Raw genomic sequence first — 24,135 nt, forward strand, 5'->3', positions numbered from 1 at the left:
ATCTCATTAGACCCCCTGCCAAGGCAGGGGGTCGTCATGAGCAGCGCGGGGGGAGGACCTAGATCATCACACCGGCGATAACGGCGGAGAGCAGGCTCACCAGGGTGGAGCCATAGACCAGCTTCAAACCGAAGCGGGAAACCATGTTGCCCTTCTCTTCGTTGAGCGCCTTCACCGCACCGGCAATGATGCCGATGGAGCTGAAGTTGGCGAACGACACCATGAAGATGGAGAGGATGCCGACGGTGCGCGGGGAGAGCTCGGCGGCAATCTTGCCCAGATCCATCATGGCCACAAACTCGTTGGTCACCAGCTTGGTCGCCATGATGGAGCCGGCCTGCAGCGCTTCACTGCCCGGGATGCCCAGGATCCAGGCAACAGGATAGAAGATGTAGCCCATGACGTGCTGGAAGTTGACGCCAAACGCCGCCTCGAACAGGTAGTTGATGAGGGCGATCAGGGCGATGAAGCCCACCAGCATGGCACCGACGATCACCGCCACGGTGAAACCGGCCATGATGTATTCCCCCAGCATCTCGAAGAAGTTCTCCTTCTTCGGCGTGTGGTGCTCGTCACCCTCGGCCAGCGCCTTGGCATCGGTCACGGTATTGTCGGGCTCGTAGGGGTTGATAAGGGAGAGCACCACGAAGGTGCTGAACATGTTGAGCACCAGCGCGGCCACCACGTAGCGCGGCTCGATCAGCTGCATGTAGGCACCGACGATGGACATGGAGACGGTGGACATGGCCGTCGCCGCCAGGGTGTACATCTGCTTCTCGTTCAGGTGCGGCAGTATGTTCTTGAGGGCGATGAAGTTCTCGGACTGACCGACGATCATGGAGCTGATGGCGTTGAAGGACTCCAGCTTGCCCATGCCGTTGATCTTGGCCAGCACGGTGCCGATGCCACGAATGACGATGGGCAGCAGACGGATGTACTGCAAAATGCCGATCAACACGGAGATGAAGACGATGGGCATCAGCACCATCAGGAAGAAGGAGAAGGCCCCTTCGTTGACCAGACCGCCGAACACGAAGTCGGTCCCCTGCTTGGCAAACTCCATCAGCTTGGTGAAGCCGGCGGCAAAGCCACCCACCACCGCCAGACCTACTTCGGAGTTGAGCATGAACCAGGCGAGCGCCAGCTCGACCACCAGCAGCTGGCCGATGTAACGCAGCTTGATCTGTTTCCAGTTGCGGCGGTTTGCCAGCAACGCCAATGCCAGGACCATCACGAGTCCGAGCACGAAATGAACGTATTCCATACCAGTAGCACCCATTGAATTGTTATTTTTGACCGGCGCCATCATAAAGAACTGCATATTTAAAAATCAGAGAATCATCACAATCCGCGGTAAAAATATGCATGCGGAATAATACAAACGTTTTTAAATTAATTGCCAAGACACATGATTATTAATCGTCATTGAGAAAGCTTAAAAATAAATAAAAAACAATAAGTTATGCTCTTTCATTCATTTTATCCCTCATTCGTATATATTTCATAACGGCTATATCCCATATGGCATCCTCCGATGACTCATCATCACCAGGACATGTTTAATTAAAAACGTTTTCTCGCCATTCATCATGATCTGGCCATGACCACCCTGTTCCATTGTGCTCTTTTTACATACCGCAAGCCCGCCAACGCAGACAGAAGCCTCCATCGGCAACCCATGACACCAACCGTTCAAATATTCACCGCATCCGGCGGCACATTCTGGTATGATGCGCCCCCTTGCGCACCGCGCCCCCCCATTTCTGATTTTTCGACATAGAGTCCTTTTGTGAACAACAGCGAATTTAGCAGCCTGAACCTCTCCTCCGCCCTGCAGGACAACCTCGCCAGCCTGGGCTATCTGCAGATGACCCCGATCCAGGCCCAGAGCCTGCCCCTGGTGCTCGACGGCAAAGATTTGATCGCCAAGGCGAAAACCGGCAGCGGCAAGACCGCGGCCTTCGGCCTGGGTCTGCTGGCCAAGCTGGACGTCAACCGGCTGGCCGTGCAGGCGCTGGTGCTCTGTCCGACCCGCGAGCTGGCGGATCAGGTGGCCACCGAGATCCGCCGTCTTGCCCGCACCCTGCCCAACGTCAAGCTGGTGACCCTGTGCGGCGGCACCCCGACCGCACCGCAATCCGCCACCCTGGGCTTTGGCGCCCACATCGCCGTCGGCACCCCGGGCCGGATCCTCAAGCACCTGGAGCAGGGCACCCTTGAGCTCGACGACCTCAAGACGCTGGTGCTGGACGAAGCGGATCGCATGCTGGACATGGGCTTTGGCGAAGACATCAACCGCGTCATCAGCCATGCCCCGCGGGATCGCCAGACCCTGCTGTTCTCCGCCACCTATCCGGAAGGGATCGCCCAGATGAGCCGCGGCGTGCAACGCAACCCGGTGGAGGTGAGCGTGGAGTCCCTGCACGAAGAGAGCGCCATCGAACAGAAGTTGTATGAAGTGCCGGCCGGCCAGCGCCTCGATGCCCTCACCTGGCTGCTCAGCCACTACCAGCCGGGCTCCTGTGTAGTGTTCTGCAACACCAAGCGCGCCTGCAACGACGTGGCCGATCACCTGGCCGCCAAGGGCTTCTCGGCGCTGGCGCTGAACGGCGATCTGGAGCAGCGTGAGCGGGATCAGGTGCTGGTGCGCTTCGCCAACGGCAGCGCCACCATACTGGTCGCCACCGACGTGGCGGCCCGCGGCCTCGACATCAAGGAGCTGGGGGCCGTCATCAACTACGAGCTCACCTACGACCCCGAGGTGCACGTGCACCGCATCGGCCGTACCGGCCGCGCCGGCCAGCAGGGCCTGGCCCTGAGCCTCTACCAGCCGAACGAGGCCCAGCGCGTCAACTTCATCGAGGAGTACCAGCAGGCCCCCATTCCCCAGGGCGACCTGGCCGGGATCGGCCGCGACATCAAGCCGATCGCGCCGCAGATGGTGACCCTCTCCATCGATGCGGGCCGCAAAAGCAAGGTGCGTGCCGGTGACATCCTCGGCGCCCTGACTGGCGAAGGCGGCATTGCCGGGGCCGATGTGGGCAAAATCCAGATTTCCGAGCAGTACTCCTACGTGGCGGTGAAGCGCCAGGTGGCGAGCGCCGCCCTCAAGCGGTTGCAGGAAGGCAAGATCAAGGGGCGCAGCTACCGTGCCCGCAAACTGGGCTAAGGTATTTCACACTCCCGGCCAGACCACAGGCGCCTGACAGGCGCCTGTTTCATATCATTCGCCGCCATGCGGCAAGACAGGTGACATGACCCAAGCAATCCAGAGCGATGTGAGCTGCCAGAACTGCGAAGCCTGCTGCTGCCGCCTCGAGGTGATGCTCTTCACCGACACCGGCGTGCCGGACCGCTATATCGAGGAGCGGGAAGGAGAAGTGCCCGTGATGCACAGACTGGAAGATGGCTGGTGCGCCGCCCTCGACCGCAACACCATGATGTGTCGCATCTACGAGGTGCGGCCGCTTATCTGCCGTGAATTCGAGATGGGGGAGCCCGACTGCCTCGACGAGCGGGACAAGTGGTTCATCAGGCTGGAATGAACGGGAAGTTCAACCCGTGCTGACGTGGTTCTCCTTGCCTTGCAGCCCCTCGAGGCGCTGTGTCAGCCAGTGGATGGCCTGCGCTTCCTCCTCGAAATAGCGCACCTCCTGAAAGGGAAGCTCGCTGAAGACGTGATCCGCCAGATAACGTTTGAAATCCCCGATCATGACCACTGCCAGAAAGGCGCAGCCATGGGTGGCGCACCAGTTGAACTGGCGACGAAAACGGGCCAACACCTCGGGGCCGGCGGCCTCGAACTCGGTCGCGACCTCGACGATGCCCCAGGGTGCTCCCTGCAAACGGCTTATCTGTTGGCTGAACTTGCCCTCATAGGCCATGGCGCCTGCCAGGTTGAAAGGGCCGCTCGGCCGACAGATCAGCAGTTGCCCTTGTCGCTGCATCTCAAAATGGCCGTGTGCTTGCACGTTCACCTCCTGCCTTGAGTCCTTCGCTGCGGCTGATATGCCCTGTGTTGCCACAAAGTAAGAATTTATCCCCGAAAAGTCCATGAAGCTCCCCGCATTGTGAACGGAAAGCTCCATTCAACCCCCGTTTTTACCCCGGTGGCGGAATGTACATTTCTTCGACATGTTCTGTTGCAGTTAACAAAACGTTGCTGCTATTATCCGCGCCACTCAAAACATTCCACCTACTGAAACCTTTTGGCGTTCACCCAGGGAACAACGATGAAGCAACAAGACGCAAGTTATTACCAACGGATCTGGCGCTGGCATTTCTATGCCGGTCTCTTCGTCGCCCCCTTCCTGATCCTGCTCTCCCTCACCGGCATCGTCTACCTGTTCAAGCCGCAGCTGGACAACCTGCTCTACCCCCAGCTGATGAAGGTGACGCCCGCCACCCAGACCCTGAGTGCCGACCAGCTGCTGGCCAAGGCAACCATCGCCATGCCGGACGCCAGCCTGCGCAAATACCTGCCCCCGGTGGCAGCGGACGCGAGCGCCCAGATAGTCGTGATGCGTGAAGGGCAGGAGCTGACCCTCTTCATGGATCCCGCGAACGGCGCCTTGCTCGGTACCATGGACAACAAGTGGAACCTGCAGGCGGTGGCGCGCGCTCTCCATGCGGAGCTGATGCTTGGCACCACGGGTGATCGCCTGATCGAGCTGGCCGCAGGCTGGGGAATCGTGCTCCTCGTCAGCGGACTCTATCTCTGGTGGCCCCGCAAGGGACCGGGTGTGGGAGGCATCCTCTGGCCGAGAATGCACCAGCGCGGCCGTCTCTGGTGGCGTGATCTCCACGCCGTGGTCGGCTTCTGGGGCGCAGGTTTCCTGCTGCTGCTGCTGCTGACGGGCATGACCTGGACCGGTTTCTGGGGCGGCCAGTTCGCCGACGTCTGGAATCGCTTCCCTGCGGCCATGTGGAACGAGGTGCCCAAGTCGGCCCCCCTCACCCGCAGCCTCAACCAGGCTCACGAACAGACCGTCTCCTGGGGAGCCGAGACCCTGCCCATGCCGAGCTCCCAACCCACGGCAGAGAGCCATGATCACAGCGCCATGACCCATGGCGGCGGACACGAGGGCATGGTCATGGCCAGCCATCGCATTCCGCTGCAACAGGTGGTCGACATCGCCAGCGAGCGTGGGGTCAGCCCGGGTTACAGCATCACCCCCCCGGTCGGTGAAACCGGCGTCTATACCATCGCCATCTTTGCCGATGATCCCCGCAACGACGCCACCCTGCACATCGACCAATACAGCGGCAAGGTGCTGGTCGACGTGCGCTGGCAGGATTACGGCCCGGTCGCCAAGACGGTGGAAACCGGCGTCATGCTGCACATGGGCAAGCTCTACGGCTGGCCGCACCAGCTCGTCATGCTGCTCATCTGCCTGATGATTCTGGCAAGCTCGGTGAGCGGGCTCTGGATCTGGTGGAGCCGCCGTCCCAGTGGTCGCCTCGCCGCCCCGCCCCTGCCCGCCAAGCTGCCTCCCATGGGCAGTGCCATCGCGGTGCTGGTCGTGCTCGGGATCTGCTTCCCGCTGGTGGGGGCCTCCATGGTTGCCATCTGGCTGCTGGACTGTCTCTTCTTCTCTCGCCGCACGGCCGTAGCCCAGGCAAGCTGACCCAGGGGCAAGCCCGCCTCATGCACTCGAGGGCTCCCTGTCGGGGGCCCTCGTCGTCTGCATCACCTGGCATCATCCTTCGCCTGGCGGCATGCTCCTCCCCTGGCGATCATCACATCGGTCTGATGAACAACAACGCATCGACACATCAGCAAAAAGGGCTCCCGTTCGGGAGCCCTTTTCATTGCCAAACGCGTCGGCCTCAGGTGAGCGCCAGCCCGGCGGAGAGCAGCAGGCTGAACAGAAATGCGCTGATGGCGGTCTTCTTGAGGGCGCCGGTCAGCACCTCGCCATCGAAACTCTCTCGCAGGGTACGGGCGGCATCGGTGAGGGGCTTCATGGCGGGCAGGAAGATCCAGGGCCAGAGGCTCGCAGGCTGGGTCAGCAGGAAGGCGATGGTCGCCAGCAGCGCAGCCCCCAGCAAGACCCAGTGATAGGCGATGGCCCGGTTGCGGCCAAGGCGTACCGCCAGGGTGATCTTGCCGCTGGCGGCATCGGTCTCGATGTCCCGCACGTTGTTGATGTTGAGCACGGCAGTCGCCAGCAGGCCGCAGGCGGTGGCAGGCAGCAACAGGTCCCACTCCAGGCTATGGGTGAAGAGGTAGTAGGAACCGAGCACCCCCAGCAGGCCGAAAAACAGGAATACCGAGATGTCCCCGAAGCCGCGATAGCCGTAGGGGCTCTTGCCCACCGTGTAGGTGATGGCCGCGACGATGGCCGCTCCCCCCAGCAGGATGAACGTCAGGATCTGCTGCCACGCCTCCCCGAAGGCGCAGACCAGCAGGGAGAGGCCGCTCACCACGGCCGCCAGGGCGGTCAGCCCCATGGCCACACACATCTGGTGCCGGGTGATGAGGCCGGAAACCACGGCGCGCTGGGGACCGATCCGCTCCCCGTTGTCGGCACCGGAGACCGCATCGCCATAGTCGTTGGCCAGATTGGAGAGAATTTGCAGCAAGATGGCGGTCAGCAGGGAGAGCCCCATGATGGTGCCGTCAAACGCTCCCCGGCTGGCTGCCAGCCCCGAGCCCAGCAAGATGGAGGAGCACGCCAGGGGCAGCGTTCGCAAACGCGCCGCCAGCAACCAAACAGAGAAGGTATTTGTCATATTGTGATGGCCAAACAATCAGATATTGATCGTGTTAAGGGTTATCGAACCGGATTTAGGTATACTTGGCTGCGCGGGGGCGTCGGCTCCCCCGGGCAATTTACATGGACGAATGGGCAGATAATATATAGGAAATCGTCGCCCTTTGGCATCAACCTGCGCCATCCTCCCCCGGAGCGATCGCGATTATCCGGCTCAGACTAGACATCCATGTTGGCTCAGACCCACCTCAAACAACAACTGGACGCCCTGCGTCACAGCACTGTCAGCGGTTTCGTGCGACTGCGCGTGGCCGCTCACGTCGACGTCTTTCCCGGCTGGTTGGCGGCCCAGATGCTCTACCCCCGCATCTATTGGCACGCCAGAGGGCAACAGAGCCCCGAGTACGTGGCGCTTGGCGCCATTCACGAGCTGACCCGGCCGGAGGATATCCAGCGGGTCTGCGACCTTGCCGGCACGGCCAGTGAAGACAGCCCTCGCTACTACGGTGGCCTGGCGTTCGACCCGGATCTGCCCGGCTGGCAGGGTTTTGGCCCCTGCCGCTTCGTGCTGCCCCGTATCGAGCTGGTACGCCGGGGGGAGTGCACCAGCCTCTGCCTCAATCTCTGGCTGCCCGCTCGGGAAGAGGGTCACGCATTCGAAGCCGAACTCTGCGCCGCCGAGGCGGCGCTCGATGCCCTGCAACCCGAGGCCCCTCTGCCCGCCCTGCAAAAGCGGCCATGGCAGCGCCAGGACCTGCCGGGCCCTGCCCAGTGGCAGACCCTGGTGGAGCAGGTCACGGCCCCCGACTTCCAGGCCCGCACCCCCAAGGTGGTGCTGTCGCGGGAGAGTCTGCTCCAGAGCGAGGCGCACGATGCGCCCCTCTGCCCCTGGTCCCTGCTGACACAGTGGGCCCGCCACGCCCAAGAGTGCTTCCACTTCGGCTTTCAGTTCTCCCCCGAGCAGAGCTTCATCTCCTGCTCCCCCGAGCGCCTCTACCGCCGGGAGAAGGGCCACCTCTTTACCGAGGCGCTGGCAGGCACCATTCGCCGTTCCGGGGATGAGGCGACCGACGCGGCCCTGGCCGCCGAGCTGCTGGCCGACAGCAAGAACCGGCTGGAGAACCGGCTGGTTCATGCCGACATTCTCAGCCGCCTGGCCCCCCTCACGACCGATGCCACCCTGACCGAGCCGCGCATTCTGAAATTGCGGCTGCTGCAACACCTCAAGTGCGACATCGAGGCAGAGCTCAAACCCGGCGTCTGCGACTGGCAACTGCTGGCTGCCCTGCACCCCACTCCCGCCGTGGGGGGCGCCCCCCGCGAGGCGGCGCTCGCTTTCATCCGTGAATGCGAGCCCCATGATCGCGGCTGGTATGCCGGTGCCTGCGGCATGCTGAGCCGGGAGACCTCGGAGTTCTCCGTCGCCATTCGCAGCGCCCGGATCAGGGGCCCGCGCATCAGCCTGTTCGCCGGTGCCGGCATAGTGGCGGGATCGGAGCCCACCGCCGAGTGGGCCGAACTCGACAACAAGATCGCCAACGTGCTCTCCCTGCTGGGATAGCGTTTCTCACCGACTCCTCACTGCGAGAGCTTCATGTCCGCGCATCACGCCTTTGCCAGCCATCACGCCACCTTCAACCATGTCTGGTCCTCCCTCTTGCTGGAAGAGCTCTTTCGCCTCGGCGTACGTGACATCGCTCTGGCCTCCGGCTCCCGCTCGGCGCCGCTCACCATGGCCGCCGCAGCCCACCCGGGCTTTCGCCGCCATCTGCACTTCGACGAGCGGGGTCTGGGCTTCATGGCGCTGGGGCTGGCCAAGGGGAGCGGCCGCCCGGTGGCGGTCATCATGACCTCGGGCACCGCGGTGGCCAACCTCTGGCCCGCGGTGGCAGAAGCCCAGCTCACCGGGGTCCCGCTCATCATTCTCTCTGCCGACAGGCCACCCGAGCTCATCGACAACGGGGCCAACCAGGCCATCGATCAGCCGGGGATCTTCGGTCGCTACCCCGTCTATCAGCAAAATCTGCCGAGCCCCACTCCCGCCATTCCGGCGGCCTTCGTGCTGAGCTCGGTGGATCAGGCCCTGGCCCGACAGGCGCACACCCCGGGGCCGGTGCATTTCAACTGCATGTACCCCGAGCCCCTCTACCCCGGCGACCACTATCTGGACTTTTCCGATTACCTGGCGCCCCTCGGCGACTGGCTGCACTCGGCCAAGCCCTGGAGCCCCTGGCTGGCGGGCGAGCCGGGCTGCCCCGCCCAGCCGGACTGGGGGGAGCTGAAGGGCAAGCGCGGTGTCATCGTCGCCGGACGCATCCAGGATCCGGTGCAAGGCAAGGCGGTGGCCGAGCTGGCCGACCGCCTCGGCTGGCCCCTGCTGGCAGATCTGCAAAGCCAGATCCGCTTCGATGATCGCAACCTCGTCCACACGGATCTCGCCCTGCAACACAGCGACTTCGTGGCCGAGCTGGCCCGCGCCGAGGTACTGCTGCAATTCGGCGCCCGCCTCATCTCCAAGCGCCTCGGCCAGTTCATCAAACAACACCCCTGGCAGGATTACTGGCTGGTGGACCCGCAGCCGGCACGCCTCGACCCCGACTACCGGCTGCGTCGTCGTCTGGTGTGCGACCCCGCCGCCTTTGCGGCCGCCCATCCAATCCCCCATTCGCAGCAGCCCTGGCACCAGTTGGCCGCGCGCCAGCAGGCCATCAGCCAGCAGATCCGCACCGCCTGTGATCGCTTCTCGGAGCTAGGGGTGTGCCACCGCCTGAATCAGCTCATCCAGGGTCAGTTGTTCGTCGGCAACAGCATGCCGGCCCGGCTGATGGACATGCTGGGCGAGGTGGGCAAGGGCCCCAGCCGGGTGATGACCAACCGCGGCGCCTCCGGCATCGATGGCCTTATCGCCACCGCATACGGCTTCGCACAGTCGGTCCCGCCTGACAGTCGCGAGCCCACCACCCTGCTGCTCGGGGATCTCAGCGCCCTGCACGATCTCAACAGCCTGGCGCTGCTCGGCAAGGGGAGCCGCCCCCTGGTGGTGATCCTGCTCAACAACGACGGCGGCAGCATCTTCCGCATGCTGCCTGTGCCCACCCAGGACGCGCTGCTGGAGACCTACTACTGCCTGCCCCACGGCCTGCACTTCGAGCACGCCGCCGCCATGTTCGGCCTGCACTACCGGACCCCCACCACCCTCGACGCATTTGAGCGGGACTATGCCGCAGCCCTGAAAAACGGGGTAACCCTGATTGAAATCAAGGTACCGAGCAGTGAAGTCGCCGAGGATCTCAAGGCACTGGGAGCCGCTATCCGTGGTCTCTGATCCCGCCGCGCCGCTGGTGCTGCTGCACGGCCTGCTGGGGGACGCTGACGACTGGCGACCTGTCATCCAGGCCCTGCCCGGCGTCCCGTGCCATGCCCTGGATCTGCCGGGCCACGGCCGCAACCGGGCACTGCGGGTGAGCGGCTTTGACGAGGCCCATCGCTGGCTCTGCCACGAGCTGGCCGCGCGGGATATCGCCCACTACCGGCTGGTGGGGTATTCGCTGGGGGGGCGGCTCGCGCTTCATCACGCCAGCCATTCCCCGGCGGGGTTGCAGGCCCTGCTGCTGGAGAACTGCCACCCCGGGCTGCCTGCCGGTGAACGTCCGGCCCGCATCGCTCACGATGAAGCCTGGGCCCGGCGTTTCGAGTGCGAGCCCCTGACCCGGGTGCTTGCCGACTGGTACCGCCAGGGCGTCTTCGCCGACCTGGACGACGATGCCCGCACCCGCCAGGCCGCACGCCGCCTTGGCAACGACGGCAAGGCCGTGGCCGCCATGCTGAGGGCCACGTCCCTGGGGCGGCAGCCGCATCTCGCCCCCTGGCTTCGGGATACCCGGCTGCCGGTGCAGTGGGTCTCCGGCAACCGGGATCACAAATTCCATGCCCTCGCTTGCCAGTTGGTAAAGCAAGGCTGCAATATCAAACACTTGGCTCTGGATGGCGGACACAATCTGCACACAAGCCAGCCCGATACCTTTGCCCGGCTCCTGCAGGAGTGGGCTCACCAACCAGAAGAGAAGATCCATGATTGAAGCAATGACGGAAGCCGAGCTCTATGCCCCTGTCGAGTGGCACGACTGCTCCGCCGGTTACGAGGACATCCTCTATCACAAGTCCCCAGAGGGCATTGCCAAGATCACCATCAACCGTCCCCAGGTGCGCAACGCCTTCCGCCCCCGCACCGTGAAAGAGATGCTGCAAGCCCTGGCCGATGCCCGCTACGACGACAAGGTCGGCTCCATCATCCTCACCGGCTTCGGCGAGAAGGCCTTCTGCGCCGGCGGCGACCAGAAGATCCGCGGCGACTACGGTGGCTACAAGGACGATGAAGGCACCCATCACCTCAACGTGCTCGACTTCCAGCGTGACATCCGTACCTGCCCCAAACCCGTGGTGGCCATGGTGGCTGGCTACGCCGTCGGTGGCGGCCACGTGCTGCACATGATGTGCGACCTGACCATCGCCGCCGACAACGCCCAGTTCGGCCAGACCGGCCCCAAGGTGGGCTCCTTCGACGGCGGCTGGGGCGCCTCCTACATGGCCCGCATCGTCGGCCAGAAGAAGGCTCGGGAGATCTGGTTCCTCTGCCGCCTCTACGACGCCAAACAGGCCCTCGACATGGGGCTGGTCAACACCGTCGTGCCCCTGGCCGAGCTGGAGCGTGAAACCGTGCGCTGGTGCCGCGAGATGCTGCAACACAGCCCCATGGCCCTGCGCTGCCTGAAGGCGGCCCTCAACGCCGACTGCGACGGCCAGGCCGGTTTGCAGGAGCTGGCAGGCAATGCCACCATGCTGTTCTACATGACCGAAGAGGGTCAGGAAGGGCGCAACGCATTCAACGAGAAACGCCGTCCCGACTTCTCCAAATACAAGCGGAATCCCTGATGACACTCGCCCTCTACCGCTACCAACTGCCCTTTACCCAGCCCCTGGCCTTTCACGGTCAGTTGCAGGTAGCGCGCGAGGGCCTGCTGGTACGCATCGACGATGGCTGGGGGGAGATAGCCCCCCTGCCAGGATTTTCCAAAGAGACCCTGGCCGACGCCCAGGCCGAGGCCCTCGACTGTCTGGCGCAGCTGGCGCGGGGACAGACCCCGACGCCACAGCTGCCCTCGGTGCAGTTCGGGCTCGACTGCGCCCGTCGTAGCTGGCCCGAGCAGGGTGCCCCCCTGCCCGAGCCCTATCCGCTGATCCAGGGCTCCCCCCAGGAGCTGCTCAAGAACTGGAAGCAGTGGCTGCACGAGACCCCCCTCAAGGCCAAGCTGAAGGTAGCCCGCTACCCCATGCGCGACGAGCTGGCGCTGATCCGGCTGCTGCTCGATCGGCGCCCCAACCTCAAGCTGGTCCTGGACGCCAACCAGGGCTGGACCCGCGAGGAGGCCTGGGCCTTCTGCGGCCACCTGGATCCGAATCGCATCGAATACCTCGAAGATCTGTGCGCCGACTTCGAGGACATCGCCTTCGTCGCCAGCCGCACCGGCATGCCGGTGGCGCTGGACGAACTGCTGGCCCAGGGCAAGCCCTGGGAGCCCATCCCGCAACTGCACGCCCTGGTGCTCAAGCCGACCCTGCTCGGCGCCCTGGCCAACAGCGAGGCACTGGTGGCCCGCGCTCGCGAACTGAAGCTCAAGGTGATCGTCTCCTCCTGCTTCGAGTCCGGTCTCGGCCTCGGCCAGCTCGCCCGCCTCGCGGGGGAGTGGGCGCCGGATCAGGCCCCTGGCCTCGATACCCGCCGCTGGCTGGCCAGGGATCTGCTGGACAAGCAGGGGCAACCCGATCCGGGCAGGATGGACCCCCTGTTTCACCGTGACTGACCCATGGTGACCCGTCAGATCCCACGGCAGGAAACCTGCCCGGTACGACGCTGGGCGACACTGGCCCCTCATCGTATTGCCATCCACAGCGGGGAGCCTCTTAGCTACCAGCGCCTCGACCTGCGCCTCAACAGCCTGTGCAATCAGCTCGCCCGAGCCGGGCTGGAACGGGGAGATCATCTCGCCGCCGTGGTGCGCGGCGCCCTGGAGGATGTGTTGCTGGCCTGGGCCTGCGTGCGCAGCGGCATCGTCTTCTGCCCCCTCAATCCCGCCTTTCCGGCAACCAGACACAGCGAACTGGCGAGCCAGCTCGAGGCCCGGGCATTCTGGTCGGCAGGCGAGATCCCGGCGGGCGACTGGCAAGCCCTCAGCCTCGACTTCACGGGCGAGCTGGCCGCAGATGGGGAGTCCCCGCTGGTACCCGACCAGCCGAACAACATGATCCTCACCTCGGGATCCAGCGGTACCCCCAAGGCGGTGGTCCACCGCCTCGCCAACCACCTCGCCTCCGCCCGGGGTTCCGCCACCCTGATCCCCCTGGACGAAGCCTGCGGCTGGCTGCTCTCCCTGCCACTGTTTCACGTCGGCGGTTACGCCATCCTGTTTCGGGTCTTCCTGGCGGGAGCCGCCCTGGTGCTGGACGATCGCACCCGGCCCCTCAAGGCGCGGCTCGAGGATCAGCCCATCACCCACCTCTCGCTGGTGCCGACCCAGCTCTGGCGCCTGCTGGCACAGGGGTTCGACCCATCCCGCACCCGGGTGCGAGAGCTGCTGCTCGGGGGCGCCGCCATCCCGGCGCCCCTGGTCAACCGGCTGACCGCTCTGGGGCTGGAGCCCAAGGTGAGCTATGGCCTCTCCGAGATGGGCAGCCAGGTCTGCACCGGGCAACCCTGCGCCGCCGGCGTGGTGGGTCGCCCGCTGCTGGGGCGGGAGGTCTGCATCCGCCAGGGGGAGATCTGCGTGCGCGGTGAGACCCTGTTTGCCGGCTATTTCAGGGAAGGCGAGCTGGTGCGCCCCCTCGATGAAGAGGGCTGGTTCCACACCCGGGATAAGGGCCGCCTCACTCCGGGGGGTGATCTGGTGGTGGAGGGGCGGCTCGACAACCTCTTCATCTCGGGAGGGGAGAACATCCAGCCCGAGACCATAGAACAGCGGCTGGTGGATCACCCCGCCGTGGCCCAGGCGCTGGTGGTGCCCATCCCGAGCGACGAGTGGGGGCAGCGCCCCGCCGCCTTCATCGACTGGCACGGCGAACCTGCCCCCCCTGCCGAACTGGCCGCCTGGATCAGGCTGTCGTTACCCGGCTTCATGGTGCCGGACCAGTGGCATCCCTGGCCGGATCTCGGCGGCAATCTGAAACCCTCCCGCACCCTGCTCGCCCGCAGCTTGCGACAAGAGGAGTGACGCCTCCCCCATATGGGGCGGAGTCCTTGCTATCAACACAGCCCCCTTTGGGGCTGTTTTTATGTTGTTTGTTCCCGAATGCATCATTTCGCTGCGCCATCTGGCCAATTGATATTCCTTTGGAGCCCAATAACCTCTCTGGTCCCCACGCCTCTCCATCCACCAAAGGGATCATGATGAAGCACCTCTCTCCCCGGCTGCTGCTCCTGGCAGCACCTAGCCTGCTCGCCACTTCGGCGCTGGCCAACTACTCCCCCTCCTACTGGCAACAGTATCAACTCAAAGGCGAATCCAGCCGTCAGCTGGGGGATCGCCTCACCGAAGTGACCTTTGAACTGAGCGCCCGCAGCGGCGACGCCTCTTATCAGCAGCTGAGGGTGTATCGCCGCTTCGACTGGCGCGACGCCAACCTGGCGGCCCTGGCCGAGCAGCTGTGCGGCGAGCCGCAGCTCAAGGTCGAGCAGGGCTGGCAGATCCGCTACCTTAGCTGTGAAGAGGTGGTACCGGCCGGCAAGGCCGTCCCGGCCAGCAGCTATGACTATGGCTACGGCATGAAGCAGGGCCGCTGGGAGCCGCTGGCGGGCACCCCGACCGCGCCGCGTCAGGATCGTCTGCCGCTGGCTGAGCGGGTCATCCTGGGTCACAGCGAGCAGGAGCTGGATCGCTGCGAGCTCAACGCCGAAGGCCGCTGCGCCGAGCAGGCATGGCAGTACCAGCCGCAAAACTGGCAGCAATTGAAGGTGCTGGAAGAGACCCCCAATGAACGGGATGGCCGCCTCGAGCAGATCTTCTTCCGCCTGCAGCCCATCGCGGGCAGCCAGGCCGCCAAGCAGGTGAGCGAGTTGCACGTCTGGCGTCAGTACACCTGGTTGCTGGAACAGGCAAAGGCCCAACAGGAGTGCGATGAACCCCAGACCCGTCAGGAAGGGGACAAGACCATCAGCTATCGGGTGTGCCGTCAGACCCTGCCCGCCGGCAGCGAAGTGCAGGTGGTCTTGAAGGACACCGGCTATCAATACCCGGTGGGGGGCAGCGAATGGCAGACCCTGCCGGAAACAACCGAGTGGCAGGAGAGCCGGGTGCTCAACCGCCCCATCGTGCTGGCCAGCAAGGAAGAGCAGCTCGACTGTCGCCGTGCCGACGGCCGCGCCTGTTCCGAGACGGATCTGCCGGGCACCGAGCTACTGGACGCCGAAGCGGCCAAGATAATGCAGGATGCCAGTGGCCAGCCCGCACCGGTCTGGCAGGAGAACTATGGTCACGATGACACCAAGCTGCTGGCCGTGTCGCGCGGCATCCAGAGCCTGCTGGCGGCCAATCAGCCGGCTCATCCGGCCATGAAGCTGCTGCTGGAATACGTGCGTGCCCACAACTACCACAACTACGGCAAGCACAAGGAAGACGGCCCGGCTGCTGCTGAGGCGCTGGCCGAGGCATTGACGGCACTCGGTGCCCATCCGCTGCTCTTCCCGGAGCAGGCCAGCGACGAAGTAGGCGCCGTCATGGGAGCCTGGAGCATCGCTCTGCACGGTCAGTTCAAGAGCCCGGCAGTGCAGAGCCGCTTTGGCACCCTGCTCGGCGAGTTCAACCAGATGCTGGCCTACAGCACCCGCCATGCCAGCGAGATCAACGGTCAGCACGCCTGGGCAACCGGTCTGTTCGATCTGCTCAACTTCCTCGACTTCGCCAGCGACTACAGCGATCCCTTCGCCAACGACTTCCGCCAGCAGGATGGCGAGCTGCGCAAGCAGCTGCACGCCCTCGGCATGAGCGAGCTCGCGTTGTGGCAAGGAAGGGATGGCGCCGATCTGTTCCTGCTCAACAACGTGCTGGATGCCTACACCCGCCTCTACCGGGTCGCCCGCTACACCCGACAGGACGAGCTCGACGGCTATCGCAAGCTGCTGGATGACTCCGTCATCGCACAGGTTCGCCACCACGACCTGATCCCCGGTGGCCAGCAGAGCCAGGATCTGCTGGCAGACATGTCACTGACCCTCTCCACCTACTACCTGACCTACACGGACCGCACCAGCGAAGCCTGCATCAGCGGTGACTTCGCCGGGCTCTGCACCCCTGTCCGGGTGGAGGACGTGCTGCCCTTCGAGCACACCTGCTCACCGACCCTGCGCCTGCGGGCCCAGGACCTGACCATGAGCCAGGCCGAGGGCATCTGTCGTGAGCTGGGTGCCGAAGAGCAGCAGTTCCACCAGCAGATGGAGACCGGCTGGCAGCCGGTGGCGGATGATCACAACGAGGCGCTGGAACTGGTGCTCTTCAACTCCTCTGCCGACTGGAAACGCTACGGCAGTGCTCTGTTTGGCGGCGTATCCACCGACAACGGCGGCATCTACCTCGAAGGGGATCCGGCGCGCCCCGGCAACCAGGCCCGCTTCTTCGCCTACGAGGCGGAGTGGAAACGCCCTGCGTTCCAGGTGTGGAACCTGCGCCACGAGTACGTGCACTACCTGGACGGCCGCTTCAACCAGTACGGCAGCTTCGGCCACTACCCGCTCAACCGCACCACCTGGTGGTCGGAAGGGCTGGCGGAGTTCATCGCCCACGGTCAGTGCTTCGCCCGCGGTCTGGACAACGTCGCCGGCCGCCCGGCCAACGACCGTCCGGCCCTGGCCGACATCCTGCACCTGGATTACGACAAGGGCGGCGAGATGGTCTACTCCTGGTCCTACACGGTGCACCGCTTCCTGAACGAAACCGGTCGCAGCGCCAGCTGGCTGGCCATGGCCCGGGCCCTGCGAGGCCCGGATCGAGAGCAGGCCATGAGCGCCTTCGAAGCCGAGCTGGACCAGCTGATTGCCAATGACAGCGAGGCCTACCAGCAGTGGCTCGGCCGCGAGCTGCTGCCTTGGTGGGAAGCCAACAAGGACTCCGACGAGTGCAAGGCCAACGACTCTTCCCACTGAGAACGAGACGGCTATGACAAGGGGCGGCCATGGCCGCCCCTTGTTTATGGAGCCGTTTGATAAGCCCGGGATCGGGGCGCGCGCTGCGACAACCTCTGCCCGAGTGAGCCCCTGCGCCGCCATCAAACCTGACGCGCCACAACAACTTGTAATAGAATGACCCCCTGTCTTCTCTTACTTCAGACCCGAACCGCACCGCGCATGAAGAAGTTTGCCAAGATCCTGCTCGCCTGCCTCTGCCTGTTGCTGGCCTCCATCGCCGCCCTGCTTGGCTACAGCGAGTGGACCGTCTCGGACGCCCGTCACTACACCTACGACGACGTCAACGCGGTGCCCTACAACCGGGTCGCCCTGGTGCTCGGCACCTCCAAATACCTGATTGGCGGCAGCCCGAACCACTACTTCAAATACCGGATCAAGGCCGCCGCCGAGCTCTACAACAACGGCAAGGTGGACTACATCCTGGTCTCCGGCGACAACGCCACCGTGCAGTACAACGAACCGCGCCAGATGCGGCGGGCCCTGATCCAGGCCGGCATCCCGGCCAACGCCATCTACAGCGACTACGCCGGCTTTCGGACCCTGGACTCCATCGTGCGTGCCAAGGAGGTGTTCGGTCAGGCCCACTTCACCGTGGTCTCCCAGGCCTTTCACAACGAGCGTGCCATCTTCATCGCCCGCCATTTCGGCATCGAGGCGGTCGGCTTCAACGCCGTGGATCCCAGCGCCTATCAGGGCATCAAGACCCGGGTGCGCGAGGTGTTCGCCCGCCTGATGGGGCTGCTGGACCTCTACGTGCTGGACAAGGGTCCCAAGTTCCTCGGCGAGCCCATCGTCATCGGCGGCCCGGTCCCCTGCCAGGCGTTGAGCACCATAGGGGCGAGCCAGCCCTGCCTGCCCATTGCACCGCCCCCTCATCAGCCGAAAGCCAAGCAGGCAGCGGCCGTGAGCGCGGCAACCGCCACCAGTGCGGCGGCTGCAACCAGCAGTGCCTTGGCCACCAGCGCAGCCGTGCCGAGCGAAGCTACGCCCGTGGATAATCCGGCTGCCGCCAGTGCGGCAAAGCCAACCGGCAGCACACTGACTCCTCAATAGCAGAGACCCGCCAACAGGCGGGTCTCTTTCATTGGGCTCGGTATTTCCGGCGATCAGGCCAGCGCTGCCACATAACGCCGTGCCACCTCATCCCAGTCGATCACGTTGTAAAACGCGGCTATGTAGTCGGGACGCTTGTTCTGGTACTTGAGGTAGTAGGCATGCTCCCACACATCCAGCCCGAGTATCGGGGTGAGCCCCTCCATCAGGGGGCTGTCCTGGTTCGCGCTGCTCACCACCTGCAACTTGCCGCGCCCATCGACCACCAGCCAGGCCCAGCCGCTGCCAAAACGGCTCAGCGCCGCCTGGGTAAAGGCCTGCTTGAAGGCCTCCAGCCCACCCAGATCTCGCTCCATCGCTGTGGCCAGCTCGCCGTCCGGCTCGCCGCCGCCCTGTGGACTCATCACCTGCCAGAACAGGCTGTGGTTGGCGTGGCCGCCGCCGTGATTGCGCACCGCCCCCTGAACCTGGGCCGGCAGGCTGTCGATACGGGCAAGCAATGCCTCCAGCGGCAGGGTAGCCAGCTCCGGCAGATCGGCCAGGGCAGCATTGAGGTTGGTGACATAGGTCTGATGGTGACGGCTGTGATGGATCTCCATGGTCTTTGCATCGATATGGGGTTCCAGTGCGTCATAGGCGTAAGGAAGGGCTGGCAGGGTATGGCTCATGTTCATTGTCTCTCCTGTTGGGCTCAATGCAGTTGATGGGCAGAGCCGGTCTGACACAGACATTGACCCAGGCTGCGCTGGATACCGTCGTGATGACCGTGTTTGCCCAGAAAGGCGAGCAGCTCGGTACGGGTGCTGCGGGCGTGGCGAACAGCCGCCTCCCGCAGGGCAGCGGAACTGGTGGGGGACTGGCTGGTGGCCAGCAGGCAATCATGGATGTGACACAGCAGGTCGGCGGCCCGATCCGGCAGGGTCATGGCCACCAGCAGATCCGCCAGGTTGTGATGGGCCACCACCAGGGCCGCCACCGCTTCGTCGGCATCATGCCAGTCGGCAAACTGCTGGCGGGCAAGCCACAGCGCCTGCTGATAGCAGTCGAGCGCCCTGGCGTACTCCCCCGCATCGAAATGGCGGTTGCCACTCAGGGTCTGCGCTTTCCAGTGCGCCATGCTGCTGTCCGCTCCGGTGGTACCGACCCACCCCTTCACCCAGGTTCCCGCCATGACTCGACCACTCAAATGATAATAATTATTATTTAACTTATTTGATGAGCAGACACAAGGAATAGTTGGTGCCGCCTTTTTTGCCCATATGGGTAGGGTTTTTCTGCAATCCCCGGTTTAGTGATCCCACCCACAGATACATTTGAGTTCAGCTACCATGCTGCCGGTACTGGCATGAGGCCGGTGCCTGCCCCGGTGACGACCAGAATGCAGCCGGTTTTTTCACAAGGACGGTGAAGATGAAAAGATGGCTATTGATGCTGTTGTGCGCCCTGCCCATGCTGGGTCAGGGGGCCGGTTATACCCAGACCCGCTACCCCATAGTGCTGGTGCACGGTCTGTTCGGTTTCGACAAGCTGCTCGGTGTCGATTACTTCTACGGCATCCCCCAGGCCCTGACCCGGGATGGCGCCAAGGTCTACGTGGCCCAGGTCTCCGCCACCCAGAGCTCGGAGCTGCGCGGTGAACAGCTGCTCAAGCAGGTGCAGCAGGTGCTCGCCATCACGGGGGCGGAGAAGGTGAACCTCATCGGCCACTCTCACGGTGGCCCCACCATTCGCTACGTCGCTTCGGTCGCCCCCGAGCTGGTCGCTTCCGCCACCAGCGTGGGCGGGGTCAACCATGGCTCGGAGATCGCCGACCTGGTGCGGGCCAAGGTGACGCCGGGCTCGGCGGCCGAAGGTCTGGCGGTGGCCGCCGCCTCGGCCCTGTCCGGGGTCATCTCGCTGCTCTCCGGGGGCAGCCAGCTGCCGCAGGATCCCCTCGCCGCCCTCGACGCCCTCACCAGCACCGGCGCCCAACGCTTCAACCAGCGCTATCCGGAAGGGCTGCCGAGCCAGCATTGCGGCGAAGGGCCCATGCAGGCCGCCAACGGGGTCTACTACTTCTCCTGGAGCGGACGCGGCACCATGACCAACATCCTGGATCCGGTGGATCCCGCGCTGGCGCTGACCGGCAGCTTCTTCAAGGAGCCCAGTGACGGCCTGGTCGGGGTATGCAGCAGCCACCTCGGCAAGGTGATCGGTACCCACTACCGCATGAACCATCTGGACGAGGTGAACCAGTCGTTCGGCATTCGCCACCTGTTCGAGACCGACCCGGTCAACCTCTATCGCCAGCACGCCAACCGCCTGCAGAGGCTGGGACTATGAACAGGGCATGGCTGATGGCCGCTCCGCTGGCGGCGGCCCTGCTGCTGGGGGGCTGGCAGTATTGGCCCTCCGCTGACGCAACCGCCCCTTCGCCGCAACATGCCGGGCCCGCTTCCCCTCTGGTCAGGCAGGCCGCACCGCCGTCGGATAAGTCCTCGCTGCAGGCCCGCCATGAAGCCTTTCTCGCGGCCGAGGGCGGCCTGACGGTGCCGACGGATCCGGGCCTGGCCAGCTTGCAGAAGCTGTTCGACGAGCGCGAACAGTTGCGCAGGCAGAGCTTCACCCCGGTCGAGCAGGAGCAACTGTTTGCCGAGGACAGGCTGATGGAGCAGTGGACCCTGCGCCGCAAGGCGCTGGCGGAGGCCAGCGATGCCGACAAGTCGCTGCTGGCGAGCGAGCTGGAGCTCTGGCTGGCGGAGCAGCCCCAGTGGTTTCGGGAGGCGGAGGCCAACAGCCGCCTGCTGGGCGATCTGCAGGCTCTGGAGCAACTCCCCGCAGCCGGGCGTGACGCCGCACTGCGCGAACAGTTGGGACCGGAGGCGGCAGACCGGTTGCACCAGCTGGCAGAGAGCCAGCAGGGGTTCGAGCAGCAGCTGGCCGGCTATCTGGCCGAGATCAGGCCCCTGCCTGCCGAGGCCCGGGTCAGCCAGCAGCCGGAGATCCTGGCACGCTGGTTCGAGCCCGGTCAGTGGCGACGGGTGGAGGCCCTCACCCGGCTCACCCTGGGCGAGCAGTAACCGGCATGAAAAAGGGGCCCGCAAGTGGGCCCCCATTCTTTGACGCTGCCGCCCTTACTGCGGCTTGTTGGCACCCGGCAGCGGCTGCCAGGTGAGGCGAGTCACCCGGTTGCCCTGCACCTCGCAGGTGAGGCAGAGATCCTGCCACCCCTTCTCCTGGCGCAGGGAAACCTCTCCCTTGATGCCCTCTGCACTCCTCTTAAGTTTGGCCGGCTCGAAGGTCACCTTGTCACCTCCGGCGAGCGCCATCAGCTTGCCGTTGCAGAGCCACTGGGCGAGCTCCGCCCCCTTGAGCTTGACGCCCCCCTTGTCAGCCTTCTCCTCGGCGGTGCTCGGTGTAAACAACCCGCCCAGCTCGGCCGCCCGTCTGGTCAGCCAGGCTTCCCGCTGCTGCATGCTCATCTTGCTGACAAACTCCGCAGGCTGCCCCTTGTCGTCCAGCCATTGGGTCAGCTTGCCACTGCCATCGAAGGCGAACTGGGCGGCGGGCTCCTTCACCCCGAACAGCTTGCCGCCCTTGAAGTAGTAACGGCTCTCCCCTTCCTGTTCGCCCTGCTCGTTCAGGATGGGGACGGCGATGATGACGGGCGTGCCGTCGACCCAGGCCTTGATGTCAACGCCATCGTGGCTGAACAAGCGGGTATCGAGGGCGCTGTCGGCCCCCTTCTCCATCAGGGTGAACTGCTCGGCCAGGGAGGCGGCAAATGAAGGCAGGGAGCAGAGTCCCAGTCCCAAGCCGAGGCTCAGGGCGATCGCGGTTGTGCGCATAAGTGTCCTGTGGTGGGCCCGAAGGCCGGATTAACTCTCTACCAGCCAGACCCTCAGTCCCTCCCGGTGAGCCTCGCTCAAAGGGATGGACTGCCGGGTCCGGTAGTCAAAATGGATCAGGGTCGTCTCGGCGGTCACCGCCAGCTCGCCGCCCTGCCAGGCTTCCTGCCAGAGCGTGAAGGAGCTGGTACCGATACGCCGCACGCCGGTCTTGATCGACACCATCTGGCCATAGAACAGCTCCCGTTTGAATTGCACCGTGTAGCCCGCGATGATCAGATGCCAGTCATGCACATCCAGCTCGGGCGAGAAGAGGCGAAACAGGGGATCACGGGCCGATTCAAACCAGACCGCCGGCACCGTGTTGTTGATGTGGCCGAGGGCGTCCGTCTCTTGAAAACGGGGTTGGATCTGCATTTCCAGCATGGATGTCGACTCCTTGTCGTAGGACCGCGCACAGGCTAGCGCGCCAACCCGTCCGACTCAAGCGTCCCTGCCTGGGGGTGAGAGCCACCGCCGGTTTCCGGCTCCTGCGCCACCTGCTCGGGCTTTAACCAGGCGCTGCGAAAATCGAACCAGCCGAGGGCCGTCATGCGCACACCGTGCACGCCGACCCGGCTCTCCAGCTCCAGCCAGTGGTGAAACAGCGGCACGAACCAGCTCTGGCGCTGCACCTCGGCCAGCAGGGCGCGGGGGCCGGGCTCTTCACCATGGGCGCGCCACTGCGTCAATCCCTGCCACAGGGCCTGCTGGCCGCCCCACACCCGGCGCAGCAAGGGGGTGCCCTGAAGCCAGGCGTAAGGGGCGAAGGCGTGCTCATGCTCCAGGTTGAGGGTGCCGAACCAGAGATCCACATCTTCATCCTCCCCGCTCACCCAGCGGCCGTAGTCCAGGGTACGTACCTCGAGCTGGATCCCCTGCTCTGCCAGCAGGCTGCTCATGGCGCTGGCGCACTCGTTGAATTCCAGGTGCTGGTTGAAGCAGGCCAGTACCAGCCGCGCTGGCAGGCTGACCGGGCCGGGCTCGGGAAGAGGCAGGCTCTCGCGCCAGTGGGGCAGGAGGCCCAATGCGCTGGTCCAGCCCCGCTGCAGTTCGGGTGCCACCCGGGCCATCAGGGCGATGGGGTTGAGCAGCCGGGTCAGCCACTGGCGCAGGGCCGGGTCCTGCAGGGGGACCGATCTGTCGTCCTGCAGCAGGAAGTAGCAGCCGGATTCCAGTTCGGACTCCCCGCGCATGGAACCAAGCTCCGGGGTGTCGCTGCCCAGCCTGACGTGGCTCTCCAGCCGCTCCGCCAGCTCCGGCAGCATCCAGATGTCGATCTCGTCGAGCAGGGCCCGCAGCCCGAAGTAGTCGTCAAATGCTTCGAGGCACAGGTGCAGGGGGTCGTTGGCGCTCACCCGATAGGGGCCGGTGCCCACCGGCTGCAGGGCGAAATTCGCCTCCCCCTTGAGCTCCCGCGGCAGGATGGCCGCCACCGGCTCGGCCAGCAGGTGCGGCAGCAGAGGATCCGGGCTGTCGAGATGGATGTCCAGGGTGCGCGGCCAGCGGCTCTCCAGCCGTGCCAGATGGGCGAACAGCGGGCGATCCCGCAAGGCCTGCAGGCTCTCCATCACATCCTCCACCACCAGTTCGCGGCCATGGTGAAAGCGCACCACGGGGCGCAGATAGAAGCGCCAGTGACAGGGGGCCAGACACTCCCAGTAGTGGGCGAGATCCCCCTCTATTTCCCCATTTTCCTCGTTTCGCCGGGTCAGACCGTTGAAGATCTGGCGGCTCAGGTGAATTTCGGAGCGGCGCAAGGGCGCGGTGGGCAACAGACCGGGCAGGGGCCGGTAGTAGGGCACCCGCAGGATCTGGCGCCCCTCCCGGGTGGCCTGGCCGAGCTGCTCGATCAGCAGCGGAGTGAGCAGATCCAGGCGATCTTCGGCCAGCCGCACCGCCTGCGCCAGCTGGCCCTGACTCAGCAGATCCCGCAATCGGCGCCGGGTCAGGCTCTCCTGGTTGTCGAGCAGGGTGAGGCGGGAGCGCCGCCCCCGCCCTGCCTCCGCCGTCCAGCACAGCCAGCCCTGCCCTTCCATGCGGCGCAGCAGCAGGCGGGCATTGCGGGGGGTGCAACAGAGCAGATCCGCCACCTCGGCGAGGCTAATCTCCCGCTCGTCGCAGCCAAGCTGCTGGGCGAGCCGTTGAAATTGCTGATAAAGGCGGCTGGTAGGCATAAAAGAGGAAATCCTGTAGCTGAAAGTCATCAGTTTTTACTTCCGCATTTTAGCTCAATACTGCTGGCGAACGTGAGAACCACAGCACAGGA

21 protein-coding genes are annotated in these 24,135 nt (G+C 64.7%); 13 read left to right on the forward strand and 8 right to left on the reverse strand.

The features are described from left to right. Positions 1-58 precede the first annotated feature (58 nt). Positions 59-1,264, reverse strand: coding sequence for a NupC/NupG family nucleoside CNT transporter (locus I6L36_RS10570; protein ID WP_010672751.1), 1,206 nt, complete (start codon positions 1,262-1,264; stop codon positions 59-61). A 525-nt stretch (positions 1,265-1,789) separates the two neighbouring features. On the opposite strand from I6L36_RS10570, the gene dbpA reads away from it, so the two are divergent. Both dbpA and I6L36_RS10580 read left to right on the forward strand, forming a co-directional pair. Further along, complete coding sequence (gene dbpA, locus I6L36_RS10575) at positions 1,790-3,169, forward strand: ATP-dependent RNA helicase DbpA (protein WP_039039771.1); 1,380 nt, start codon at positions 1,790-1,792, stop codon at positions 3,167-3,169. An 85-nt stretch (positions 3,170-3,254) separates the two neighbouring features. Next, the gene (locus I6L36_RS10580) at positions 3,255-3,545 is read left to right on the forward strand and encodes a YkgJ family cysteine cluster protein (RefSeq protein WP_039039772.1); all 291 of its coding nucleotides are present in this window, start codon (positions 3,255-3,257) and stop codon (positions 3,543-3,545) included. 9 nt (positions 3,546-3,554) lie between these two features. On the opposite strand, the gene I6L36_RS10585 is transcribed toward I6L36_RS10580, so the two are convergent. Further along, positions 3,555-3,977 carry a hypothetical protein gene (locus I6L36_RS10585; RefSeq protein WP_069785431.1) on the reverse strand — a complete coding sequence of 141 codons (423 nt, stop codon included), beginning with the start codon at positions 3,975-3,977 and terminating at the stop codon, positions 3,555-3,557. Positions 3,978-4,232: 255 nt separating this feature from the next. Between I6L36_RS10585 and I6L36_RS10590 the strand changes: the two genes are divergently transcribed. Continuing rightward, positions 4,233-5,627, forward strand: coding sequence for a PepSY domain-containing protein (locus I6L36_RS10590; protein ID WP_069651995.1), 1,395 nt, complete (start codon positions 4,233-4,235; stop codon positions 5,625-5,627). A gap of 202 nt (positions 5,628-5,829) precedes the next feature. On the opposite strand, the gene I6L36_RS10595 is transcribed toward I6L36_RS10590, so the two are convergent. Next, positions 5,830-6,735, reverse strand: a complete 906-nt coding sequence (locus tag I6L36_RS10595) for a 1,4-dihydroxy-2-naphthoate polyprenyltransferase (protein ID WP_029313608.1) — start codon at positions 6,733-6,735, stop codon at positions 5,830-5,832. 210 nt (positions 6,736-6,945) lie between these two features. Here I6L36_RS10595 and I6L36_RS10600 point away from each other — a divergent pair, with 210 nt between their 5' ends. The 8 genes from I6L36_RS10600 to I6L36_RS10635 all read left to right on the forward strand — a co-directional run bounded on the left by I6L36_RS10600 (position 6,946) and on the right by I6L36_RS10635 (position 18,000). After that, the gene (locus tag I6L36_RS10600) at positions 6,946-8,277 is read left to right on the forward strand and encodes an isochorismate synthase MenF (RefSeq protein ID WP_109112376.1); all 1,332 of its coding nucleotides are present in this window, start codon (positions 6,946-6,948) and stop codon (positions 8,275-8,277) included. A gap of 33 nt (positions 8,278-8,310) precedes the next feature. Continuing rightward, positions 8,311-10,041: a 2-succinyl-5-enolpyruvyl-6-hydroxy-3-cyclohexene-1-carboxylic-acid synthase gene (gene menD / locus I6L36_RS10605; protein ID WP_109112377.1), complete on the forward strand. Its 1,731-nt coding sequence runs from the start codon at positions 8,311-8,313 to the stop codon at positions 10,039-10,041. Continuing rightward, positions 10,031-10,795: a 2-succinyl-6-hydroxy-2,4-cyclohexadiene-1-carboxylate synthase gene (menH, locus tag I6L36_RS10610; RefSeq protein ID WP_109112378.1), complete on the forward strand. Its 765-nt coding sequence runs from the start codon at positions 10,031-10,033 to the stop codon at positions 10,793-10,795. Before menD ends, menH begins: the two co-directional genes overlap by 11 nt. Before the next feature lie 4 nt (positions 10,796-10,799). Then, positions 10,800-11,648 (forward strand): 1,4-dihydroxy-2-naphthoyl-CoA synthase, encoded by an 849-nt coding sequence (gene menB / locus I6L36_RS10615; protein ID WP_010672740.1) that lies wholly within the window; start codon positions 10,800-10,802, stop codon positions 11,646-11,648. Continuing rightward, positions 11,648-12,577 (forward strand): o-succinylbenzoate synthase, encoded by a 930-nt coding sequence (gene menC / locus I6L36_RS10620; protein WP_109112884.1) that lies wholly within the window; start codon positions 11,648-11,650, stop codon positions 12,575-12,577. Before menB ends, menC begins: the two co-directional genes overlap by 1 nt. Positions 12,578-12,580: 3 nt before the next feature. Beyond that, a complete protein-coding gene (menE, locus tag I6L36_RS10625) occupies positions 12,581-13,981 on the forward strand; it encodes an o-succinylbenzoate--CoA ligase (RefSeq protein ID WP_109112883.1) in 1,401 nt (466 codons plus the stop codon). Positions 13,982-14,157: 176 nt separating this feature from the next. Next, complete coding sequence (locus I6L36_RS10630) at positions 14,158-16,905, forward strand: collagenase (protein WP_109112882.1); 2,748 nt, start codon at positions 14,158-14,160, stop codon at positions 16,903-16,905. 156 nt (positions 16,906-17,061) lie between these two features. Further along, positions 17,062-18,000 carry a vancomycin high temperature exclusion protein gene (locus I6L36_RS10635; RefSeq protein WP_109112881.1) on the forward strand — a complete coding sequence of 313 codons (939 nt, stop codon included), beginning with the start codon at positions 17,062-17,064 and terminating at the stop codon, positions 17,998-18,000. 53 nt (positions 18,001-18,053) lie between these two features. Here I6L36_RS10635 and I6L36_RS10640 read toward each other — a convergent pair whose 3' ends face one another. Both I6L36_RS10640 and I6L36_RS10645 read right to left on the reverse strand, forming a co-directional pair. Then, a complete protein-coding gene (locus tag I6L36_RS10640) occupies positions 18,054-18,668 on the reverse strand; it encodes a superoxide dismutase (RefSeq protein WP_109112885.1) in 615 nt (204 codons plus the stop codon). Positions 18,669-18,691: 23 nt separating this feature from the next. Continuing rightward, the gene (locus I6L36_RS10645; RefSeq protein ID WP_029313599.1) at positions 18,692-19,117 is read right to left on the reverse strand and encodes a hypothetical protein; all 426 of its coding nucleotides are present in this window, start codon (positions 19,115-19,117) and stop codon (positions 18,692-18,694) included. A 293-nt stretch (positions 19,118-19,410) separates the two neighbouring features. On the opposite strand from I6L36_RS10645, the gene I6L36_RS10650 reads away from it, so the two are divergent. Both I6L36_RS10650 and I6L36_RS10655 read left to right on the forward strand, forming a co-directional pair. After that, on the forward strand, positions 19,411-20,322 hold the full coding sequence (locus I6L36_RS10650; RefSeq protein WP_039039783.1) for a triacylglycerol lipase: 912 nt from the start codon (positions 19,411-19,413) through the stop codon (positions 20,320-20,322). Beyond that, positions 20,319-21,059: a lipase secretion chaperone gene (locus I6L36_RS10655; RefSeq protein ID WP_109112880.1), complete on the forward strand. Its 741-nt coding sequence runs from the start codon at positions 20,319-20,321 to the stop codon at positions 21,057-21,059. Before I6L36_RS10650 ends, I6L36_RS10655 begins: the two co-directional genes overlap by 4 nt. Positions 21,060-21,113: 54 nt before the next feature. On the opposite strand, the gene I6L36_RS10660 is transcribed toward I6L36_RS10655, so the two are convergent. The 3 genes from I6L36_RS10660 to sgrR are packed head-to-tail and all read right to left on the reverse strand — an operon-like array spanning position 21,114 to position 24,043. Further along, the gene (locus I6L36_RS10660) at positions 21,114-21,827 is read right to left on the reverse strand and encodes a hypothetical protein (protein WP_216987124.1); all 714 of its coding nucleotides are present in this window, start codon (positions 21,825-21,827) and stop codon (positions 21,114-21,116) included. 30 nt (positions 21,828-21,857) lie between these two features. Beyond that, positions 21,858-22,253 (reverse strand): thioesterase family protein, encoded by a 396-nt coding sequence (locus I6L36_RS10665; protein ID WP_010672731.1) that lies wholly within the window; start codon positions 22,251-22,253, stop codon positions 21,858-21,860. A 35-nt stretch (positions 22,254-22,288) separates the two neighbouring features. Then, complete coding sequence (gene sgrR / locus I6L36_RS10670; RefSeq protein WP_109112408.1) at positions 22,289-24,043, reverse strand: HTH-type transcriptional regulator SgrR; 1,755 nt, start codon at positions 24,041-24,043, stop codon at positions 22,289-22,291. Positions 24,044-24,135 lie beyond the last annotated feature (92 nt).

The organism is Aeromonas sp. FDAARGOS 1406 (assembly GCF_019048565.1).
GTDB lineage: Bacteria > Pseudomonadota > Gammaproteobacteria > Enterobacterales > Aeromonadaceae > Aeromonas > Aeromonas caviae.